General features: G+C 60.0%; 18 protein-coding genes. 9 read left to right on the top strand and 9 right to left on the bottom strand.

All coding sequences use genetic code 11. The annotated features are described in order from the left end of the window. Positions 1–99: 99 nt before the first annotated feature. The 5 genes from AC2FIC_RS16375 to rbfA all read right to left on the bottom strand — a co-directional run bounded on the left by AC2FIC_RS16375 (position 100) and on the right by rbfA (position 3,828). A complete protein-coding gene (locus AC2FIC_RS16375) occupies positions 100–1,113 on the bottom strand; it encodes a calcium-binding protein (RefSeq protein ID WP_496693051.1) in 1,014 nt (337 codons plus the stop codon). A gap of 94 nt (positions 1,114–1,207) precedes the next feature. Continuing rightward, positions 1,208–1,711 carry a DUF1643 domain-containing protein gene (locus AC2FIC_RS16370; RefSeq protein ID WP_496693050.1) on the bottom strand — a complete coding sequence of 168 codons (504 nt, stop codon included), beginning with the start codon at positions 1,709–1,711 and terminating at the stop codon, positions 1,208–1,210. A gap of 21 nt (positions 1,712–1,732) precedes the next feature. Further along, positions 1,733–2,638, bottom strand: a complete 906-nt coding sequence (gene truB, locus AC2FIC_RS16365; protein WP_496693049.1) for a tRNA pseudouridine(55) synthase TruB — start codon at positions 2,636–2,638, stop codon at positions 1,733–1,735. A 60-nt stretch (positions 2,639–2,698) separates the two neighbouring features. Continuing rightward, the gene (locus tag AC2FIC_RS16360; protein ID WP_496693048.1) at positions 2,699–3,436 is read right to left on the bottom strand and encodes a phosphodiester glycosidase family protein; all 738 of its coding nucleotides are present in this window, start codon (positions 3,434–3,436) and stop codon (positions 2,699–2,701) included. Next, on the bottom strand, positions 3,433–3,828 hold the full coding sequence (rbfA, locus tag AC2FIC_RS16355; protein WP_142640024.1) for a 30S ribosome-binding factor RbfA: 396 nt from the start codon (positions 3,826–3,828) through the stop codon (positions 3,433–3,435). Before rbfA ends, AC2FIC_RS16360 begins: the two co-directional genes overlap by 4 nt. Before the next feature lie 91 nt (positions 3,829–3,919). Here rbfA and dapB point away from each other — a divergent pair, with 91 nt between their 5' ends. After that, entirely contained in the window at positions 3,920–4,729 is an 810-nt protein-coding gene (dapB, locus tag AC2FIC_RS16350; RefSeq protein WP_496693047.1) for a 4-hydroxy-tetrahydrodipicolinate reductase, read from the top strand. Between the two features lie 25 nt (positions 4,730–4,754). Here dapB and AC2FIC_RS16345 read toward each other — a convergent pair whose 3' ends face one another. The 3 genes from AC2FIC_RS16345 to tmpA are packed head-to-tail and all read right to left on the bottom strand — an operon-like array spanning position 4,755 to position 7,143. Beyond that, positions 4,755–5,423 (bottom strand): ureidoglycolate lyase, encoded by a 669-nt coding sequence (locus AC2FIC_RS16345; protein ID WP_496693046.1) that lies wholly within the window; start codon positions 5,421–5,423, stop codon positions 4,755–4,757. Further along, the gene (gene tmpB / locus AC2FIC_RS16340; RefSeq protein WP_496693045.1) at positions 5,420–6,010 is read right to left on the bottom strand and encodes a (R)-1-hydroxy-2-trimethylaminoethylphosphonate oxygenase; all 591 of its coding nucleotides are present in this window, start codon (positions 6,008–6,010) and stop codon (positions 5,420–5,422) included. The genes AC2FIC_RS16345 and tmpB overlap by 4 nt, the downstream gene beginning before the upstream one ends. After that, positions 6,007–7,143: a 2-trimethylaminoethylphosphonate dioxygenase gene (gene tmpA, locus AC2FIC_RS16335; protein WP_282022384.1), complete on the bottom strand. Its 1,137-nt coding sequence runs from the start codon at positions 7,141–7,143 to the stop codon at positions 6,007–6,009. The genes tmpB and tmpA overlap by 4 nt, the downstream gene beginning before the upstream one ends. A gap of 98 nt (positions 7,144–7,241) precedes the next feature. Between tmpA and AC2FIC_RS16330 the strand changes: the two genes are divergently transcribed. After that, positions 7,242–8,099: a LysR family transcriptional regulator gene (locus tag AC2FIC_RS16330; protein ID WP_496693044.1), complete on the top strand. Its 858-nt coding sequence runs from the start codon at positions 7,242–7,244 to the stop codon at positions 8,097–8,099. Here the strand turns inward: AC2FIC_RS16330 and AC2FIC_RS16325 are convergent, their stop codons facing one another. Then, positions 8,100–8,282, bottom strand: a complete 183-nt coding sequence (locus AC2FIC_RS16325; RefSeq protein ID WP_271952127.1) for a DUF1674 domain-containing protein — start codon at positions 8,280–8,282, stop codon at positions 8,100–8,102. Positions 8,283–8,371: 89 nt separating this feature from the next. Between AC2FIC_RS16325 and AC2FIC_RS16320 the strand changes: the two genes are divergently transcribed. From AC2FIC_RS16320 to AC2FIC_RS16290, 7 genes are all read left to right on the top strand, one after another. Then, positions 8,372–9,628, top strand: coding sequence for an RsmB/NOP family class I SAM-dependent RNA methyltransferase (locus tag AC2FIC_RS16320; protein WP_496693043.1), 1,257 nt, complete (start codon positions 8,372–8,374; stop codon positions 9,626–9,628). Between the two features lie 90 nt (positions 9,629–9,718). Beyond that, complete coding sequence (locus AC2FIC_RS16315; RefSeq protein ID WP_496693042.1) at positions 9,719–11,458, top strand: heparinase II/III family protein; 1,740 nt, start codon at positions 9,719–9,721, stop codon at positions 11,456–11,458. Between the two features lie 22 nt (positions 11,459–11,480). Then, positions 11,481–13,070, top strand: coding sequence for a bifunctional phosphoribosylaminoimidazolecarboxamide formyltransferase/IMP cyclohydrolase (gene purH / locus AC2FIC_RS16310; protein WP_496693041.1), 1,590 nt, complete (start codon positions 11,481–11,483; stop codon positions 13,068–13,070). After that, positions 13,070–13,540, top strand: a complete 471-nt coding sequence (gene lspA / locus AC2FIC_RS16305) for a signal peptidase II (RefSeq protein ID WP_496693040.1) — start codon at positions 13,070–13,072, stop codon at positions 13,538–13,540. The genes purH and lspA overlap by 1 nt, the downstream gene beginning before the upstream one ends. A gap of 50 nt (positions 13,541–13,590) precedes the next feature. Further along, on the top strand, positions 13,591–14,109 hold the full coding sequence (locus AC2FIC_RS16300; protein WP_271952136.1) for a DUF3035 domain-containing protein: 519 nt from the start codon (positions 13,591–13,593) through the stop codon (positions 14,107–14,109). Positions 14,110–14,190: 81 nt separating this feature from the next. After that, positions 14,191–15,531, top strand: coding sequence for a M16 family metallopeptidase (locus AC2FIC_RS16295; RefSeq protein ID WP_496693039.1), 1,341 nt, complete (start codon positions 14,191–14,193; stop codon positions 15,529–15,531). After that, entirely contained in the window at positions 15,528–16,832 is a 1,305-nt protein-coding gene (locus AC2FIC_RS16290) for a M16 family metallopeptidase (protein ID WP_271952138.1), read from the top strand. Before AC2FIC_RS16295 ends, AC2FIC_RS16290 begins: the two co-directional genes overlap by 4 nt. The last annotated feature ends 1 nt before the right edge of the window (position 16,833 follow it).

Raw genomic sequence — 16,833 nt, 5'->3', positions numbered from 1 at the left:
GTCGTCCAGCGCAGGCCCATGGAGAAAACCGCATCGATTCCGACACGGATGCGCGCATATAGGCGCATTTGCGGTCAATGGCAAAGGGATTCTGGAAATTCAGCCCAGCGCGCTGAGCTGCGCCAGATCGCCTGAGGATATCAGTTGAATGTCATCGGCGCTGACTCCGTCTGCCCCGATCAGTTGCACCACGTTCTGCCCGTCGACAATAACATGGGTCAGGTTCTCGTCTTCGGTGTCTGTCTTGATCTGAATGTCCGGGTTTTCCTGACCTTCCCATGAGATCAGCAGCTTGTCTTGACCGGGCTGAAAATCCATGACGGTTACGGCGTCGTCATCCGGTTCGGGCGAAACAGCGATGTCATCATCGCCTTCGCCTCCGGTTACGATATCCCCGCTTTCAGCAATGATCGTATCATCCCCGGCGCCACCGTTCAGGAAATCCACCGCGTCGGGGTGCCCTCCATCCTGACCGTCCAGAATATCGTCGCCATCACCGCCGAACAGCACGTCCTCGCCTTCGCCACCGCTCAACCGGTCATCACCAAACCCGCCATGCAGTGCGTCATCGCCTTCACCGCCGGTCAGAATGTCGTCATCTTGCCCGCCATACAGCTCATCCTCGCCCATCCCACCCTCCAGGTGATCTGCGCCGAAATGCCCGAAAAGAGCATCATCCCCCTCACCGCCCGAGATTTGATCATCGCCCGCTTCGCCGTGAATGACATCCTGGCCAGTGCCGCCAAAGATCGAATCTGCACCTGTTCCCCCATGCAGGGTGTCATCGCCTTCGCCACCATAAATCGTGTCATCCCCCGCATATCCATTGATCTGATCGTCGCCGTCCTGGCCGGTCAGGATGTCCAGATCCTCGGTACCCGCGATGATCATGTCGCCCTCGATTTCGGATATGATCGTCCCGGTCGAAATCTCGGGCGCTTCGGGTTCCTCGACATTCTCACCGACGTCAAGGAATTCGCCGGTTTCGACCGCAGGAGGCTGGTCGTCGGCGACATCGTCCTCACCGGGATCTTCATCTATGTCAAAGACATCGCCGATGGCATAGGCGGCCCCGCCGACAGCTGCCAGACTCAGCAATCCGATCAGAAACATGACAACCTCCTTGAACGCATTGCTTCGAGGGTGAAATGTCTCATGCAATCAGGGCTTTGGTCAAAGCCTAGCTGAGCTTGTGGTTAACCCTTTGTCACCAGGGTTCGGGGTTTTGCGTGTAAGCGATATAGAGCGGATGCTTGGGGTGGCCGTCCTTGGTAAGCCCAAGGTGGTACATCGGCTGACCGGTGTCGCGCAGCAGGGTTTCGACGGCGGTGCCTCGATCCAAATGCGCGCCATGGGTGCCCCAGGCAGCGATGACCTGATCGGCCCAGTCCACGCCATTCAGAATGGCCATGTCATTCTCAGGCCCCACCGGATCGGCAGCGGCCCGCATCTTGCGTGGATCAGTATCGCGCCATGCAAAGATATTGGTGACCTGAAACGCGCCGAACCCCAGCGCGCGCGCCCGGCGTTCGCAGCGTTCCACCGTGGGATCGTTCTGCACCTCGGTCGCGGTGGACGGATTCAGCATCACAAACAGCGCCTTGCGCCCGGCCGGATCCCAGATGCGCGTCAGGCTATAGCGGTATCTTTCGCAATCCGAATAAACAGCGGTCGAGGGCGCGTCGCCCTTGGTATGTGTGCGCGTGATCATGGGTTTCGACTAGCACGCAGATTACGTGACGAACACCCGGCTGGGATGCAATTCGCCGGATTTATAGATGCCGACCGCCACAGCCTGACCATCCAGCGAGGCCCAGGCCTCATCCCCGTATTCCACATCGGACGCCAGAACCATACCAGGGTTGCCGTTACGCAGACGGGTCGCACCTTCGGGCGTGCATTTCAGTTCGGGCAGGTCCGATAAGCCAGTTTCCAGCGGGTGCAGGTAATCATCCAGCGCGGTGGTTTTGGCCATCTCATCGATCTGTTCAATGCTCAGTCCGTCTTTGGTCTCGAACGGGCCGGACCAGATACGGCGCAGCTCGCGGACATGGCCGTAGCATCCCAGCGCCGCGCCCAGATCACGCGCGATCGATCGGACATAACCACCCTTGCCGCAGGTCATTTCCAGCATGACGTGGTCGGCATCTGGGCGATCAACCAGAACCAGTTCCTCGACCCACAGAGGGCGCGCAGCGAGTTCCACATCCTCGCCATCGCGAGCCAGCTTATAGGCACGTTGCCCGTCGATCTTCACCGCCGAGAATTTCGGCGGGACTTGCATGATTTCACCGATAAAGGGCGCGAGGGCCTCTTTGATGTCATCATCCGAAGGGCGCGCATCGCTGCTTGCGATTACCTCGCCCTCGGCGTCATCGGTATTGGTGGCCTGACCCAGTCGCACGGTGAAGGTATAGGCCTTGAGTGCGTCGGTGATATAGGGAACGGTCTTGGTCGCCTCACCCAACGCCACGGCCAGAACTCCGGTAGCCTCGGGGTCCAGCGTGCCCGCATGGCCCGCTTTTTTCGCGTCCATCGCCCAACGCACCTTGTTGACCACGGCGGTCGAGGTCATGCCTGCGGGCTTGTCCACCACCAGCCAACCGGAAATGTCGCGACCCTTGCGTTTGCGTCCCATTGTGCACCTTGTTCTTTGCTGAGGCGCGCGAGTTAGCGGATCGGTCGGGCCCTGTCAATTTCAGGGCGTGTCTTCGACCACACCAACAATCGGCCCCAGTGAAAACCCGACATCGGATCGATTATTCGCCCGGTCATACATACGTGAGATATTGCCATCAAAGAACAGCGCATTCGGGGTTTCCAGTACGTCGCGGAACAGGCTGCCGAATTGGTGGAAGGTGACGTAATCTTCGGAAATGGCAAACACTGCGCGGGCGCCATCATCGCTGGTACCCACACCATTGCGAACATAAACCGACGTCGAATCAGACAGGAATCGAGGGTGCAGCTCTCCGTCGATTACCAGCATCGGGCCGGATTGGCTGGCAAAGCGGCAATCCGGGGCTTGATCTATAAAGTCCAGCGTCTCGAACACGTCGGCGCCGCCCTCGCGGATGCAGAACACCCCGTTGGGCAGAAGGCCGAAGTTTCCGGGACCGGGGTTCGGGATCACACGCATCTGCTCCTGCCCGTCCTCGACATAATGGCCGACGGGCGAGCGGTCGTCGTGATACATGCCTGCGTTCATCGCAAAGGCCAGACGCTTGCCAACGGGCTCCAGCGCCTCATTCACCGCCGAGAAATGCCCTAGCAGGTCGCCATTCTCGTCATTGAGGAACAAGCGCATGTCCTCATTCGCGGCATCCACCTCGCAGACAGTGTAGCGTTTGTCACTATGCGTGACCTTTTCGCATGTCACTGCCCCGGCTTGCGCCGCCCACAGGAAAGCGACCAAAGTGACAAATGCCCGGATCACTCGTCGAGATCGCGGCGCACCGCGTCCTGATCGAACATGCGGCGGGTGTCATCCAAACGGTCGAATGTGTCATCCAGCCGGAATCGCAGATCGGGGGAGAATTTCAGCCCGACCTTTTTACCAACCATGCGCCGCAGCTCGTGTTTGTTGCGGGCCAGCAGTTCGATTACATCCTCCTGCCCTTTGCCGCCCAGGGGCAGCACAAAGGCGGTGGCGATCTTCAGATCGGGTGAGGTGCGCACCTCACCCACGGTGATTGACATGCGATTCAGGTCGGGATCGTGGACATCTCCGCGCGCCAGAACCTCGGACAGGGTGCGGCGGATCAGTTCGCCGACACGCAGCTGTCGTTGGGACGGGCCGGGGCCATCGTGGAATTTGTTCTTAGCCATATCCCCGATCTAAGCGCAAAGCGGGGCTTTGCCAAGCGGGTGCGAACCGGGTAGGAGGCTTTGAGCCAATCAATGTGAAAGGACCAGCGCAATGACCCATATTCCGGGGATCGTCATCACAGGGGCTTCGGGCCGTATGGGCCAGATGTTGATCAGGACCGTGACCGACAGTGATCAGGCCCGCCTGGTCGGCGTGGTCGAGCGCACGGGTCATGATTGGGTTGGGCAGGATGTGGGCGTGGCCATGGGCGGTGCAGCGCTGGGCGTCACGGTGACCGACGATCCGCTGGAGGCCTTTGCCCAGGCGCAGGCCGTGATTGATTTCACCGCACCCGAGGCGACGCTGGAATTCGCCGCGTTGGCGGCGCAGGCGCGCTGTGTGCATGTGATCGGCACTACCGGGATGAGTGACGAGCAGATTGCCGCTCTGGAGCCGGCCTCACGTCATGCGGTGATCGTGCGGGCGGGAAATATGAGCCTGGGTGTGAACCTGCTGGTACAGCTGACCAAAAAGGTCGCTGCCGCGTTGGATGAAGATTTCGATATCGAGGTGATCGAAGGGCATCACCACCACAAGGTCGATGCGCCCTCGGGCACCGCGCTGATGCTGGGCGAGGCCGCTGCCGAAGGGCGTGGTGTAGATCTGGCTGAGGTGTCCGATCGGGGCCGCGATGGTATGACCGGCGCGCGCAAGCGGGGCGATATCGGGTTCCATGCCATTAGGGGTGGTGACATTGTGGGCGAACACGACGTGCTATTCGCAGCACCGGGCGAACGCATCGTGCTGCGCCATCTGGCCACCGACCGGGCGATCTTTGCCCGTGGGGCGCTGAAGGCGGCACTGTGGGGGCAGGGCAAATCCCCCGGCCAATATGACATGGTGGATGTTCTGGGGCTTTGACACCACCCGGGAGCCGACAGACCGACTACAACTCTCGGATCTTATCTGCGCGCAAAGGGCAGGCGAGATAGACGCCGAATTCTTTGCCGATATCCGCACTGACCCGCGCGTGAACCTTGCCCTGCCGATCCAGAAAACGCTGATTGTCCTCGACCGGGAATATCCCCTCGTGCCAGATGCCAGGATGGATATACAGCCCGCGTGACCCATCACACCAAAAGGCCACCACCTTATCCGGTGTCAGATTGTCGCCCGGCAATGCGGCAGGGATGATGAAAGGCTTGTTGTCGATCGGCCAGAACATCTGTCCGCCATCGGGGTGATAGTTCATGTGCCAAAGCAGAACCTGATCGCGCGGAGCAGTTTGCCGGTTGGCGTTGGCCTGTTGCGGATCAGTGGACCAGCCGAGGACATAGTGGCCGTTGACCGCTTCGTTCTCGCCGTAAAGGACGTCCCCTTTCCACTCACCATGAAATGTGCCTTCGACCCAACCGGCTTCATCGCCGGTACCTTCGTCGATGGACCGCCAACCCTGTTGCGGCCAACGGACGATTTCAATTTCGAATTCTTCGGGGTCGTCGACCAGACAGCCATAGTCCTTGACCGACTTGTCAGTAGCACGGATCAAGGGGACCTCGTGCCAAGGCAGGGAGGGTTTGGTGTTGGCCTCAAAAATGTATTCTGGGGCGTTCATGTGAGCTCCTGATATTTTTCGACCATTCGCTGCACCATCGGCGCAAAATGGTTGAAATCGGGGGTTTCCATGTCTGCACGTTTACCTGCTTCGTCCAGATAACGCACCTGAATGATCTCTTTCAGGTTCGGGTTCTGCTCGAATTCGGCAACTTCTCTGGCACTCATCGGCCCGCCTTGCAGTTCCAGTGTATGAACCGAAGCCGTGGACAGGCGGTTGAAATATTCGGGCTTGGTAGCGCAAAGATACCGTTTGGCCGCCACGTGATAGCGGCAGCAATCGGTGATAACTGACGGAAAGAACTGTTCCAGCACCTCGGCGCCTGCATCTTCGTGATGGCGGTCTTCGGTGTCGTCGGGGTGGTACGTGCCGAATTCGGATGTGAAATGACCGATATCATGCAGCAATGCCCCTACGATGATCTCTTCGGGCATGCCGTTCTGTTCGGCAATGGTCGCGCCCTGCAGCATGTGTTCTGCCATGGTGACGGGTTCGCCCAGATATTCCTCGCCGCCGCGGCGGTCAAAGATATCCTCGATGAAGGCCACGATATTGTCGGGGGTCAGGGTCGAGAAATCAGGTTTCATTCCGCCGCCTCCAGTGTCGCCAGTTCCATCGCCGCCAGCGTTGACAGTAAGCCGTCCTTGTCGGCATAGCAGCCTTGCAACCACCGCGACCCGGCGCCGGAATAGCCCAGACGCGCGTGCAGGACGCGGGTGTTGTCAACGATGAAGCTTTCACCCGGCTCCAGCTTGAACGACACGCCCATGGCCGGATCGTCGATTATCTCACCCAACTGGCGATAGGCGGCGTAATAGGCCTCCATCAGATCGAAAGGGATGTCCACAAACGGAGCCGACGAGCGGTTGTTAAAGCGGATACCGATCAACTCGCCATCGGGCGATAGCTCAATCATTGGGCGGCGCGACCGCAGGCAGACCCCGTCCGAGCCCTTGTATTCGAACCGCGCCGGGAAACCTGCCAACAGCGCAAATCCATCGGGGTTCTGATCGCGCAGTTTTTCCGCCGCCCGGAACCCGTCCACAACAATGGAATCGCCACCCTCGGCGCTGTTCTCCAGGCAGTACAGGATCTGCAATGTCGGTACCGGGTCGCGATAAGGGTTGTCCGTGTGCGCCTGCAGGCCAAGCCCTGTAAAGGCCAGGTTGGTCGGGTTCACCTCGGTTCGAACCTCGAAATAGGGGCCATAGTTGGTCTGACGGACGTATCCGAACAGATCAGCCACCTTCAACAGGGATTCCGGTTCGGTCGGGCCACTGGTCAGTTTGGCAAACCCGTATTCGGCGACCATTGCCAGCCAGCCGCGCTTGGCTGCGGGGTTGGCGTGGACGTCGCTCCAGTCGGCGCTGGGCGCGTCGAGCCCTTGCTCCCAGGTGGTGATCCCGGGCGCGGTGCGGCCAAAGGTGCGGCTGTCCTCTTGGTCATAGCTATGCGCAGCCAGCCAATCGGCGGGGAAAGTGACAGTCTTGTTTTCGGGTTGAAATGTGACAGTGAGGTCGCCGTTGGCCACTGAGGCAGCGCTGACCATGGTATCGGCGGGGATATCGCCAATGGTGATCAGGCGCTGTCCGTTGCCCGGTGCCCGTGTGTCAGGATCAAGCGCGTTGTCGCGTAGCCAGATGGCGTGAAAGCGGGCACTTGGGCCTGTATCGAATTCCACGGTGACGATTGACGGAGTATGGGTGGCAGAGCGCAGCATGGGGTTTCTCCTGTTCGCGCGGGCTTTGCTTGAGGATATACGCCCCCTGTGGCATTACGACAATTAATCCTTGTTACTGCTGAGGCCTGGAAAAACTTATGGATAAAAAGAAGATCGGCTTGCCCCCTCTGGACTGGTTGCGCGTATTCGAAGCGGCGGGGCGGTTGGGTGGATTCTCGGCAGCGGCGCGCGAGTTCGGTCTAACGCAGGCTGCCGTCAGTCAGCGCATCGGCAACCTTGAGGCCTGGTTGGGCCGCACGCTGTTTGTGCGCGAGGCGCGCGGTGTATCGCTGACCGTCGAGGGCGAAAGCTATCTGCCGCTGGTTCAGGACAGCTTGCAGGCGCTCGAGCGCAATACCGAAGACCTTTTCGGAAAATCCCCGCGCGAATTGCGGGTGGCTGGCCTGTCGTCCCATATTAAAGCCCTCGTCATACCCGCTCTTGCACGTTTTCACGACCTGCGCCCCAAAGTTCGGGTGCTGACAGATTCTGTGGCGCGACGGTCTTCGCTGGATGAAGAAAGGACTTGGCTTCAAATCCGCTATGGGCGTGGGGCGTGGCCCGGGCGAGATGCCGAACTGATTGCCGCCGAAGTGCTGTTGCCGATGGCAGCGCCGGGTGTGGATTGGTCCGCGCCCTTGATTGATCTGCGCGGTGAAAGGCCCGGCTGGCGTGATTGGGCGAAAAACACCACTCAGACCGACCTGCCGCCCTCGAAAATGAGCTTCGATTCGATGGAACATGCGATTTCGGCGGCTCGGCAGGGTTTGGGCGTTGTGTTGGGATCCATGCCCTTGGCGCAATCGGACTTGCGAGCGGGGCGGTTGCGTCGACTGGATTTGCCCGAATTGAACGCAAAAGATGGCTATTGGCTGACCTGGCCCGAAGAGCGTGCGAAATCCAATAAGCAACGGGCGCTCATCGCGGATTTTCTGCAGGCACTGCGCGGGGATTGATCAGAAATCTATCGCGATGCCTTTCTTTTCCCAATCGCCATAACGTGCAGGATCGGGGCCGTCGCGTCCGCCCAGCTCTTTGGGTTGCGCTTTTGCGTCGGCTTCGGCCTTGCGGCGGCGGTCCTCCGCCTCGGCCAGCGCGCGTTGGGCGGCAGGCGGCAGGTCTTTGGGCTCGTCATTCATGACATCGGGTTCCTTTCAGTGCATTGGCTTGATATACGCCCCCGTCCGCCCTTGGCAATGCGGACGAGGGTCACATCAAAGGCGATTCAATGTCCGATAACGCAACGGCCGCGCGACGCAGCGCAATCTACCTTCTGGATCAGATCTTGGGTGAGGGGCGGCTGATGTCAGAATGTCTGGCTGCAGGTGCGCTGGAGCGATTGGCACCAGAAGACCGGGCGCGGGCACAGCGGCTGGCGTTGCAAACGCTGCGTGGGCTCGAACGCGCCGACCGTCTGTTGGACAATCACCTGAACCGCACCCCCGCCCTGACCGTGCATAATGCCCTGCGTCTGGGAGCGGTTGAGCTGTGCCATGGCGAGGCAGCGCATGGCGTCGTAAATTCCATGGTTGAGATTGTCGGTCGCTCGCGCAAGCATGGGCGGCTCAAGGGGTTGGTGAACGCGGTTCTGCGAAAGGTCGCGGCAGAAGGGCCAGAGGCTTGGCCGAAAATGCGTGTGCCGCGCCTGCCCGAGTGGCTGCGTGATCCGTTGATCATAGCCTGGGGTGCCGAGGCCATGACCGGAATGGAACTGGCGCATTTCGAGGGCGCGCCGCTGGATCTTTCGGTCAAGCCCGGGGCAACAGCGCCGGGTGAGATGCTTCCGACCGGTTCGATGCGGGTTCGGGATGCGGGGCAGGTGTCTGCTCTGCCGGGATATGATCGCGGTGACTGGTGGGTTCAGGATGCCGCCGCCGCACTGCCTGTCCGAGTTCTGGCGCCTAAGCCCGGAGAGAAAATTCTGGACCTTTGCGCTGCGCCCGGTGGCAAGTCGTTGCAGCTGGCGGCTGCGGGGGCCGATGTGACTGCGCTGGATATCTCGGAATCGCGCCTGGAACGAGTGCGCGAGAACCTGACGCGGACGGGCCTGATGGCTACGGTCATCGCGGCTGACGCGCTGGAACACCAGGGTCAGTATGACGCTATCCTGCTGGATGCGCCCTGTTCCGCCACCGGCACGATCCGCCGCCATCCTGATCTGCCCTTTGCCAAGGACGGGTCGGAATTCGGCGCGCTGATCGAGCTGCAAACGCAGATGCTTGCTCATGCCTGGACCCTTCTGAAACCGGGCGGGCGGTTGGTGTACTGCACCTGCTCGTTACTGCCCGATGAAGGCGAGGTGCAGGTTGAAGAGGCGCTGCAGATGTATCCGGACATGCAGCTGGACCGGGCCGCTTTGCAGGTCGTAGGGATCGAAACCAGCTGGATCACGGAAGAGGGCGGTTTGCGTCTGCGGCCTGACTATTGGCCGGGCACGGGCGGCATGGACGGGTTCTATATCGCCTGTCTGACGAAATCGACCTAAAGGCACGCTTTTCGATGACTTGACGATTGCTCCGGTCTATCGTTGGGTCTCAGGCGCCAGCAGAGCGCAAGGGGCAGAGTAACAAGCGTCATGTCAAATTCGGACACCATGGCAAACCGATGGTCGCGGTTTCAGAACCGGCTTTATGCGCGGCTCAGTCAGCGGCGCAAGGCCGTTACCGGATTTGTGGGCGATCCGGAACCACGCACGGTTGGATCATTTGCGCGCGGGCGTCAGTTGGTGGCTGGGAACCTGCTGTTCTCGGGCTATCTGGTTGAGGCGCAGGATACAGGCTTATGGGATGTCACCGCGCCCAGCACCGGATTCGACGATGAACGCCACGGTTTTGCCTGGCTGGATGATCTGGCGGCTGTTGGCGACATCCGGGCGCGCGAAAAGGCGCAACGCTGGGTCTGGGGCTGGATCGAAGCACATGGGCGCGGGCACGGGCCCGGTTGGGCACCTGATCTGACAGGCCGGCGAGTGATGCGTTGGATCAATCACGCGATCTTTTTGCTGCGCGGTGTGGATGAGCAACAAAGCAAGGTCTTTTTCAGTTCGCTATCTCAGCAGGCCTGGTTCCTGTCGAAACGCTGGCATGCTGCGACGCCTGGCCTGCCCCGGTTCGAGGCGCTAGCCGGTCTGGTGCAGGCTGGTTTGGCTTTGGAAGGGCTTGAGCAGATGGCAGAGCCCGCCCTGCGCGCTCTGGCGCGGGAATGTGACAGTCAGATAGATCAAAAAGGTGGTATCTCCACGCGTAACCCCGAGGAGCTGCTGGAAGTCTTCACGCTGCTCGCCTGGACATCGGCGGCACTTAGCGATTTGGGGCGGGGTACACCTGGGGCGCAGGCGAATGCGATTAAACGGATGGCCCCGACCATGCGCAATCTGCGTCATTCGGATGGTGCACTGGCCCGTTTCCACGGGGGCGGGCGCGGGGTCGAGGGTCGTCTGGATCAGGCTCTGGCGCAAAGCGGCGTCAGACCGCAGAGCGAGAACGGCCTGTCCATGGGATTTGCCCGTCTCTATGCGGCACGGACCAGTGTGATTATTGATGCCAGTTCGCCGCCCAAAGGCGATGCGTCATATAACGCACATGCGTCGACCTTGGCGTTCGAGCTGACCTCGGGCCGCCGACCTCTGATTGTGAATTGTGGGTCTGGGGAAACCTTTGGGCTGGAATGGCGTCGGGCCGGGCGCGCCACGCCGTCGCATTCGACACTTTGTCTTGACGGCTTTTCAAGTGCGCGTCTGACCTCAGCTGTTCCTGGTACGGAACGTGAAGGGCTGGTCGACGCGCCAAAGGATGTTCCGGTCGAGTTCGAAGACGCGTTCGAGGGAACCCGGTTCATGGCCGGGCACGATGGCTATACCAAAGTGTTCGGCCTGACCCACGCCCGAACGTTCGAGCTGCGCTTTGACGGGCGGGAGCTGACCGGCGAAGATATTCTGCTTACCACAAGTGACAGGGCCAAGCGGCAATTTGACAAGGCGCTGGATGCGTCGAACCTGACTGGTATCGGCTTTGACATACGGTTCCATCTGCATCCGGACGTGGATGCGGCGATAGATTTGGGCGGTGCGGCGGTGTCCATGGCGCTCAAAAGCGGTGAGATTTGGGTGTTCCGCCATGATGGTGTGGGGAAATTGTCAATCGAGCCAAGTGTTTATCTTGAAAAAGGCCGTCTGAAGCCACGCGCGACAAAACAGATCGTTCTATCTGGCCGCGCAATGGAGTATGCGACGCGCATCCGGTGGACGTTGAGCAAGGCGCAGGATACAGCCTTTGCCGTGCGCGACTTGCACCGGGACGAGCCCGAGTTTGACTGACGCCAAAAGGACCTTTGGACCCATGACCGATCTTCACCCCGTGCGCCGCGCGTTGCTTTCCGTATCCGACAAGACCGGGCTGATCGAGCTGGGTAAGGCGCTGGCCGACCGCGGGGTCGAGCTGTTGTCGACCGGCGGCACAGCAAAAGCGTTGCGCGATGCGGGGTTGGAGGTGAAGGATGTCAGCGAGATCACCGGTTTCCCCGAGATGATGGATGGCCGGGTCAAAACGCTGCACCCGATGGTGCATGGCGGCTTGCTGGCCTTGCGTGACAATGACACCCATATCGCCGCGATGAACGAACACGGCATCGACGCGATCGACCTGCTGGTAGTGAACCTCTATCCGTTCGAGGCGACCGTGGCTAAAGGCGCTGGCTATGACGAATGTATCGAGAATATCGACATCGGCGGCCCAGCGATGATCCGTGCCGCGTCCAAGAACCACGCGTTCGTCAATGTCGTGGTCGATGTCGAGGATTACTCGTCGCTGTTGGATCAGCTGGACGAGAATTACGGCAAGACCGCATATGGTTTCCGTCAGTGGTTGGCCCAAAAGGCCTATGCCCGCACCGCTGCTTACGATACCGCCGTGTCGAACTGGATGGCTGATGCGCTGCAGCTTGAGGCCCCCAAACGCCGCGCTTTTGCGGGCGAGTTGAAACAGACACTGCGCTATGGCGAGAACAGCCATCAGACCGCTGCATTTTATACCGACGGTACCAACCGACCCGGTGTGGCGACCGCCCTTCAGCATCAGGGCAAGGAACTGAGCTATAACAACATCAACGACACTGATGCGGCGTTTGAGCTGGTCGCGGAATTCGATCCCGTCAAGGGTGCGGCCTGTGCCATCATCAAACATGCCAACCCGTGTGGCGTTGCGACAGGAGGCACGCTTCTGGACGCCTATAAGGCCGCGTTCGACTGTGACCGTACCTCGGCCTTTGGCGGGATCGTGGCCCTGAATCAGCCGCTGGACGCTGAAACCGCGCAGGAGATCACAGGGATTTTCACCGAGGTTGTGATCGCACCTGGCGCCTCGGATGAGGCCAAGGCGATCTTTGCCGCCAAGAAAAACCTGCGCCTTCTGACGACCGAAGGCCTGCCGGATGTGACCGCCGGTGGCAAAACCGTGCGTCAGGTCGCGGGCGGTCTGTTGGTGCAAGACAAGGATAACGGTTTCGTCGGCATGGATGACCTGACGGTTGTCACCAAAAAGGCCCCGACGGATGAACAGATGCGCGACCTTCTGTTTGCCTGGAAGGTGGCAAAGCACGTGAAATCCAACGCCATCGTCTATGTTAAGGACGGCGCGACCGTGGGTGTCGGCGCTGGCCAGATGAGCCGCGTGGATTCGGCGCTGATCGCGGCCAAGAAGGCCGAGCGCATGGCCGATGTTCTGGGCCTGCCACAGCCGCTGACCATCGGCTCAGCGGTGGCGTCGGACGCGTTCTTCCCCTTTCCCGACGGTTTGATGGAGGCCGCAGAGGCCGGGGCCACCTGCGTGATTCAGCCTGGCGGCTCGATGCGGGATGACGACGTGATCGCCGCCGCAGATGAGGCCGGTCTGGCCATGGTCTTTACCGGCATGCGGCATTTCCGTCACTGATGCGTGCCCGATTGCTCCTCTGGGCGGCGCTGACCGCGTTTCTGATCGACCAGATCAGCAAGTACCTTGTCGTTCATGTGATGCGCGTGGCCGAAGAGCCGATCAGCGTTCTGCCGCCCTTTCTGGTGTTCAGATATGGCGAGAATCGCGGCATCAATTTCGGCCTGTTTCAGGGCAATGGCGACGCCGCGCGCTGGGCTCTGATCGGAGTTTCACTGGTGATTTCAGTGGGCGTGTTGATTTGGTTGATGCGCACGGCCCCCTCAAAGCTCATGTTGGTCTGTGGCGGCCTGCTGATCGGCGGTGCGCTTGGCAATGTGGTGGACCGCGTGTTGTACGGATATGTGCTGGATTTTCTGAACATGTCCTGCTGTGGTTTCGACAACCCCTATGTGTTCAATCTGGCCGATGTATTCATATTCGCAGGTGCGTTCGGGTTGGTGCTGTTTGATAGGAAAAAGCCCTCGTGACGCGGGTTTGGAAATACGATAAAAGCGCCTGAAACAGGCTGGAGACTTTCATGCGGTTGCCGCGTTCCATATTTGTTGTGACTATGAGTCTTGCGGTTGCGGGATGTTCGGATATCGGTCTGCGCCACCTCGAGCCGCCGGGCCCGGGCCCGGACGAGTTTGCGATTCTGCCGGTCAAACCTCTGACCCAGCCCGAGAACTACAACTCTTTGCCCGCACCGACACCGGGTGGCACAAACCTGACCGATGCCAATCCCACAGGGGATGCTATTGCCGCGCTGGGCGGGAATCCGGCTGCTTCGAATCCAAATACCGCTGTGCCTGCCTCTGATGGCGCGCTTGTCACGGCCTCCAGCCGATATGGCGTTCCGTCAAACACACGGCAGGTCGTCAACCAAGAAGATGCGGATTTCCGCAAGCGTCAGGGGCGCTGGACCCGTTTGCGGCTGTTCAACGTAGACCGATATTCGCAGGTTTACCGTCGCTGGGCTATCGACCCGAACAAGCAAACCCAGGCTGCGCGGAACGCTGGGATCGAAACGCCATCGGCGCCGCCGGTCAATGAATAATTCTTAACTTTCCGTCATCGGGGTTGAACCCGCGCGGCACCACCGTAGTTTGAACACCAGAAACGAAACGGAGGATGCCCCATGGTTCGGGCTCTGGCACTGTCGGCTGCTCTGATCGCCGCCACCCCGGTTTTTGCCGAAGATGGGCACGAGGCGGTCACCACCTTTACTCTGGATAACGGTATGGACGTTGTCGTGATCGAGGATCACCGCGCACCAGTCGTGCAGCACATGGTCTGGTATCGCGCCGGATCGGCGGATGAGCCGGTTGGTTCGTCCGGTGTGGCGCATTTTCTGGAACACCTGTTGTTCAAGGCCACCGACACGCTGGAGGCGGGCGAGTTTTCTGCCACCGTCGCGGCCAATGGCGGCAATGACAACGCGTTCACCTCGTATGATTACACCGCCTATTTTCAGCGTGTTGCTGCCGACCGGCTTGAGCTGATGATGCGGATGGAGTCAGACAGGATGCGCAATATCCGCCTGTCCGATGATGACATCGCCACCGAGCGCGACGTGATCCTGGAAGAACGTAACCAGCGTACCGAAAACAACCCGCGCGCCCTGTTCGGTGAACAGGTCAGCGCGGCGCAATACCTCAACCACCGCTATGGTGTCCCCGTTATCGGTTGGAAACATGAGATGGAAACGCTGGACCTGGACGATGCACTGTCCTTCTATCAGATCCACTATTCGCCAAATAACGCCATCCTGGTGGTGACCGGCGATGTTGAGCCAGACGAGGTCAAATCCCTGGCCGAGCAATATTACGGGGTAATCCCGGCAAACCCGGACCTGCCCGAACGGGTGCGATCACAGGAGCCGCCACAAACCGCTGAACGCCGTCTGACCTTTAAGGATGCGCGCGTATCGCAGCCCTATGTTCAGCGCAGCTATCTTGCACCCGAACGGGACGCAGGTGCGCAGGAAAAAGCCGCCGCCCTGTTCCTTCTGGCTGAACTACTGGGGGGCAGCACGACGTCGTACCTGAATGAAAAACTGCAGTTCGAGCAACAAAAGGTCGTCTATACCGGCGCGTTCTACCGTGGCGTGTCGCTTGACGATACCACATTTGATCTGCTGGTTGTTCCGTCCGAAGGCGTGTCGCTGCAAGAGGCCGAAGATGCGATGGATCAGGCCGTGACCGATTTCATCGCCGAAGGTGTGAACGAAGAGGATCTGGATCGGATCAAGATGCAGCTGCGCGCCGCGCAGACCTATGCGCGTGACAATGTGGACGGGATCGGCAATCGCTATGGCCGTGCCCTGACCAGCGGGCTGACGGTCGAAGATGTACAGGCTTGGCCTGATGTCCTGCAGGCGGTGACCGGTGATCAGATCATCGCCGCCGCGCGCGAGGTGCTGCAGCCTGAAACCTCGGTCACGGGCTGGCTGATGCGAGACGATGAGGTAACGCAATGAAGCGGATATTTGTAACTCTGATTGCTTTGGTCATCGCAGTTCCTGCATGGGCCGAGATCGAGATTGAAGAAGTCACCTCGCCGGGTGGCATCACCGCATGGCTGGTCGAGGATCACTCGATCCCCTTCACCGCCCTGGAACTGCGGTTCCGCGGCGGCACGTCGCTGGACGACCCGACAAAGCGCGGCGCGGTCTATCTGATGAGCGGCCTGATCGAAGAAGGCGCTGGCGAAATGGATGCCCGCACCTATGCGCGCGAGCTGGAATCTCTGGCCGCGTCGTTCGGGTATAGCGCCTCAGACGATTCAGTGTCGATCTCGGCACAGTTTCTGACCGAAAACAGGGATGAGGTGATTGACCTGTTGCGGACCACGATTCACGAACCGCGTTTCGATCAGGATGCTGTAGACCGTGTTCGCGCTCAGGTTCTGTCGGGTCTGCGGTCAGATCAGACCAGCCCCAGTGACATTGCCGGGCGCAGCTTCGCGGAAATGGCCTATGGCGATCACCCCTACGGTTCCGAAGGCAAGGGCACGATCGAGAGTGTCAGCGCCTTGACCCGCGATGATGTGGTCACGGCATATGAGAACGTGTTTACCAAGGATCGTCTGTATGTAGGCGCGGTCGGCGATATCACCCCAGAGGAACTGGGCGCGGTGCTGGACGAGCTCTTGCTTGATCTGCCGGATACCGGCAAACCGATCCCCAAGCGGGCCGATGTGACGATCACTGGCGGAGTGAGCGTAATCGAGTTCGATACGCCGCAATCGGTGGCTCTGTTCGGCCATGCCGGGATCGACCGTGACGACCCGGATTTCTTTTCCGCCTATCTGTTGAACCACATTCTTGGCGGCGGGGGGTTCGAAAGCCGCCTGATGCAGGAAGTGCGCGAAAAACGCGGTCTGACCTATGGCGTGGCGACCTATCTGGTGCCAAAGGATCTGGCCTCTGTGTATCTTGGGTCGGTGTCCTCGGCCAATGACCGTATCGCCGAAGCCGTTGATGTGATCCGCAACGAATGGGCGCGCGCCGCATCCGAAGGGGTCACTCAGAAGGAGTTGGACGACGCCAAGACCTATCTGACCGGTGCCTATCCGCTGCGCTTTGATGGCAACAGCCAGATCGCCGGGATCATGGTGGGTATGCAGATGGAGGATTTGCCTATCGACTATATCGCCACACGCAATGACAAGGTGAATGCAGTGACGCTTGAGGATGTGAACCGGGTGGCGTCCGAACTGCTGGACCCAGATGGTTTACACTTTACCATCGTTGGCAAACCCGAAGGTCTGGACGGCTGAC

Source organism: Ruegeria sp. CDSC079 (assembly GCF_059610505.1).
The sequence above is the reverse complement of the archived record's forward strand: the minus strand, read 5'-3'. Positions and strand labels throughout refer to the sequence as shown.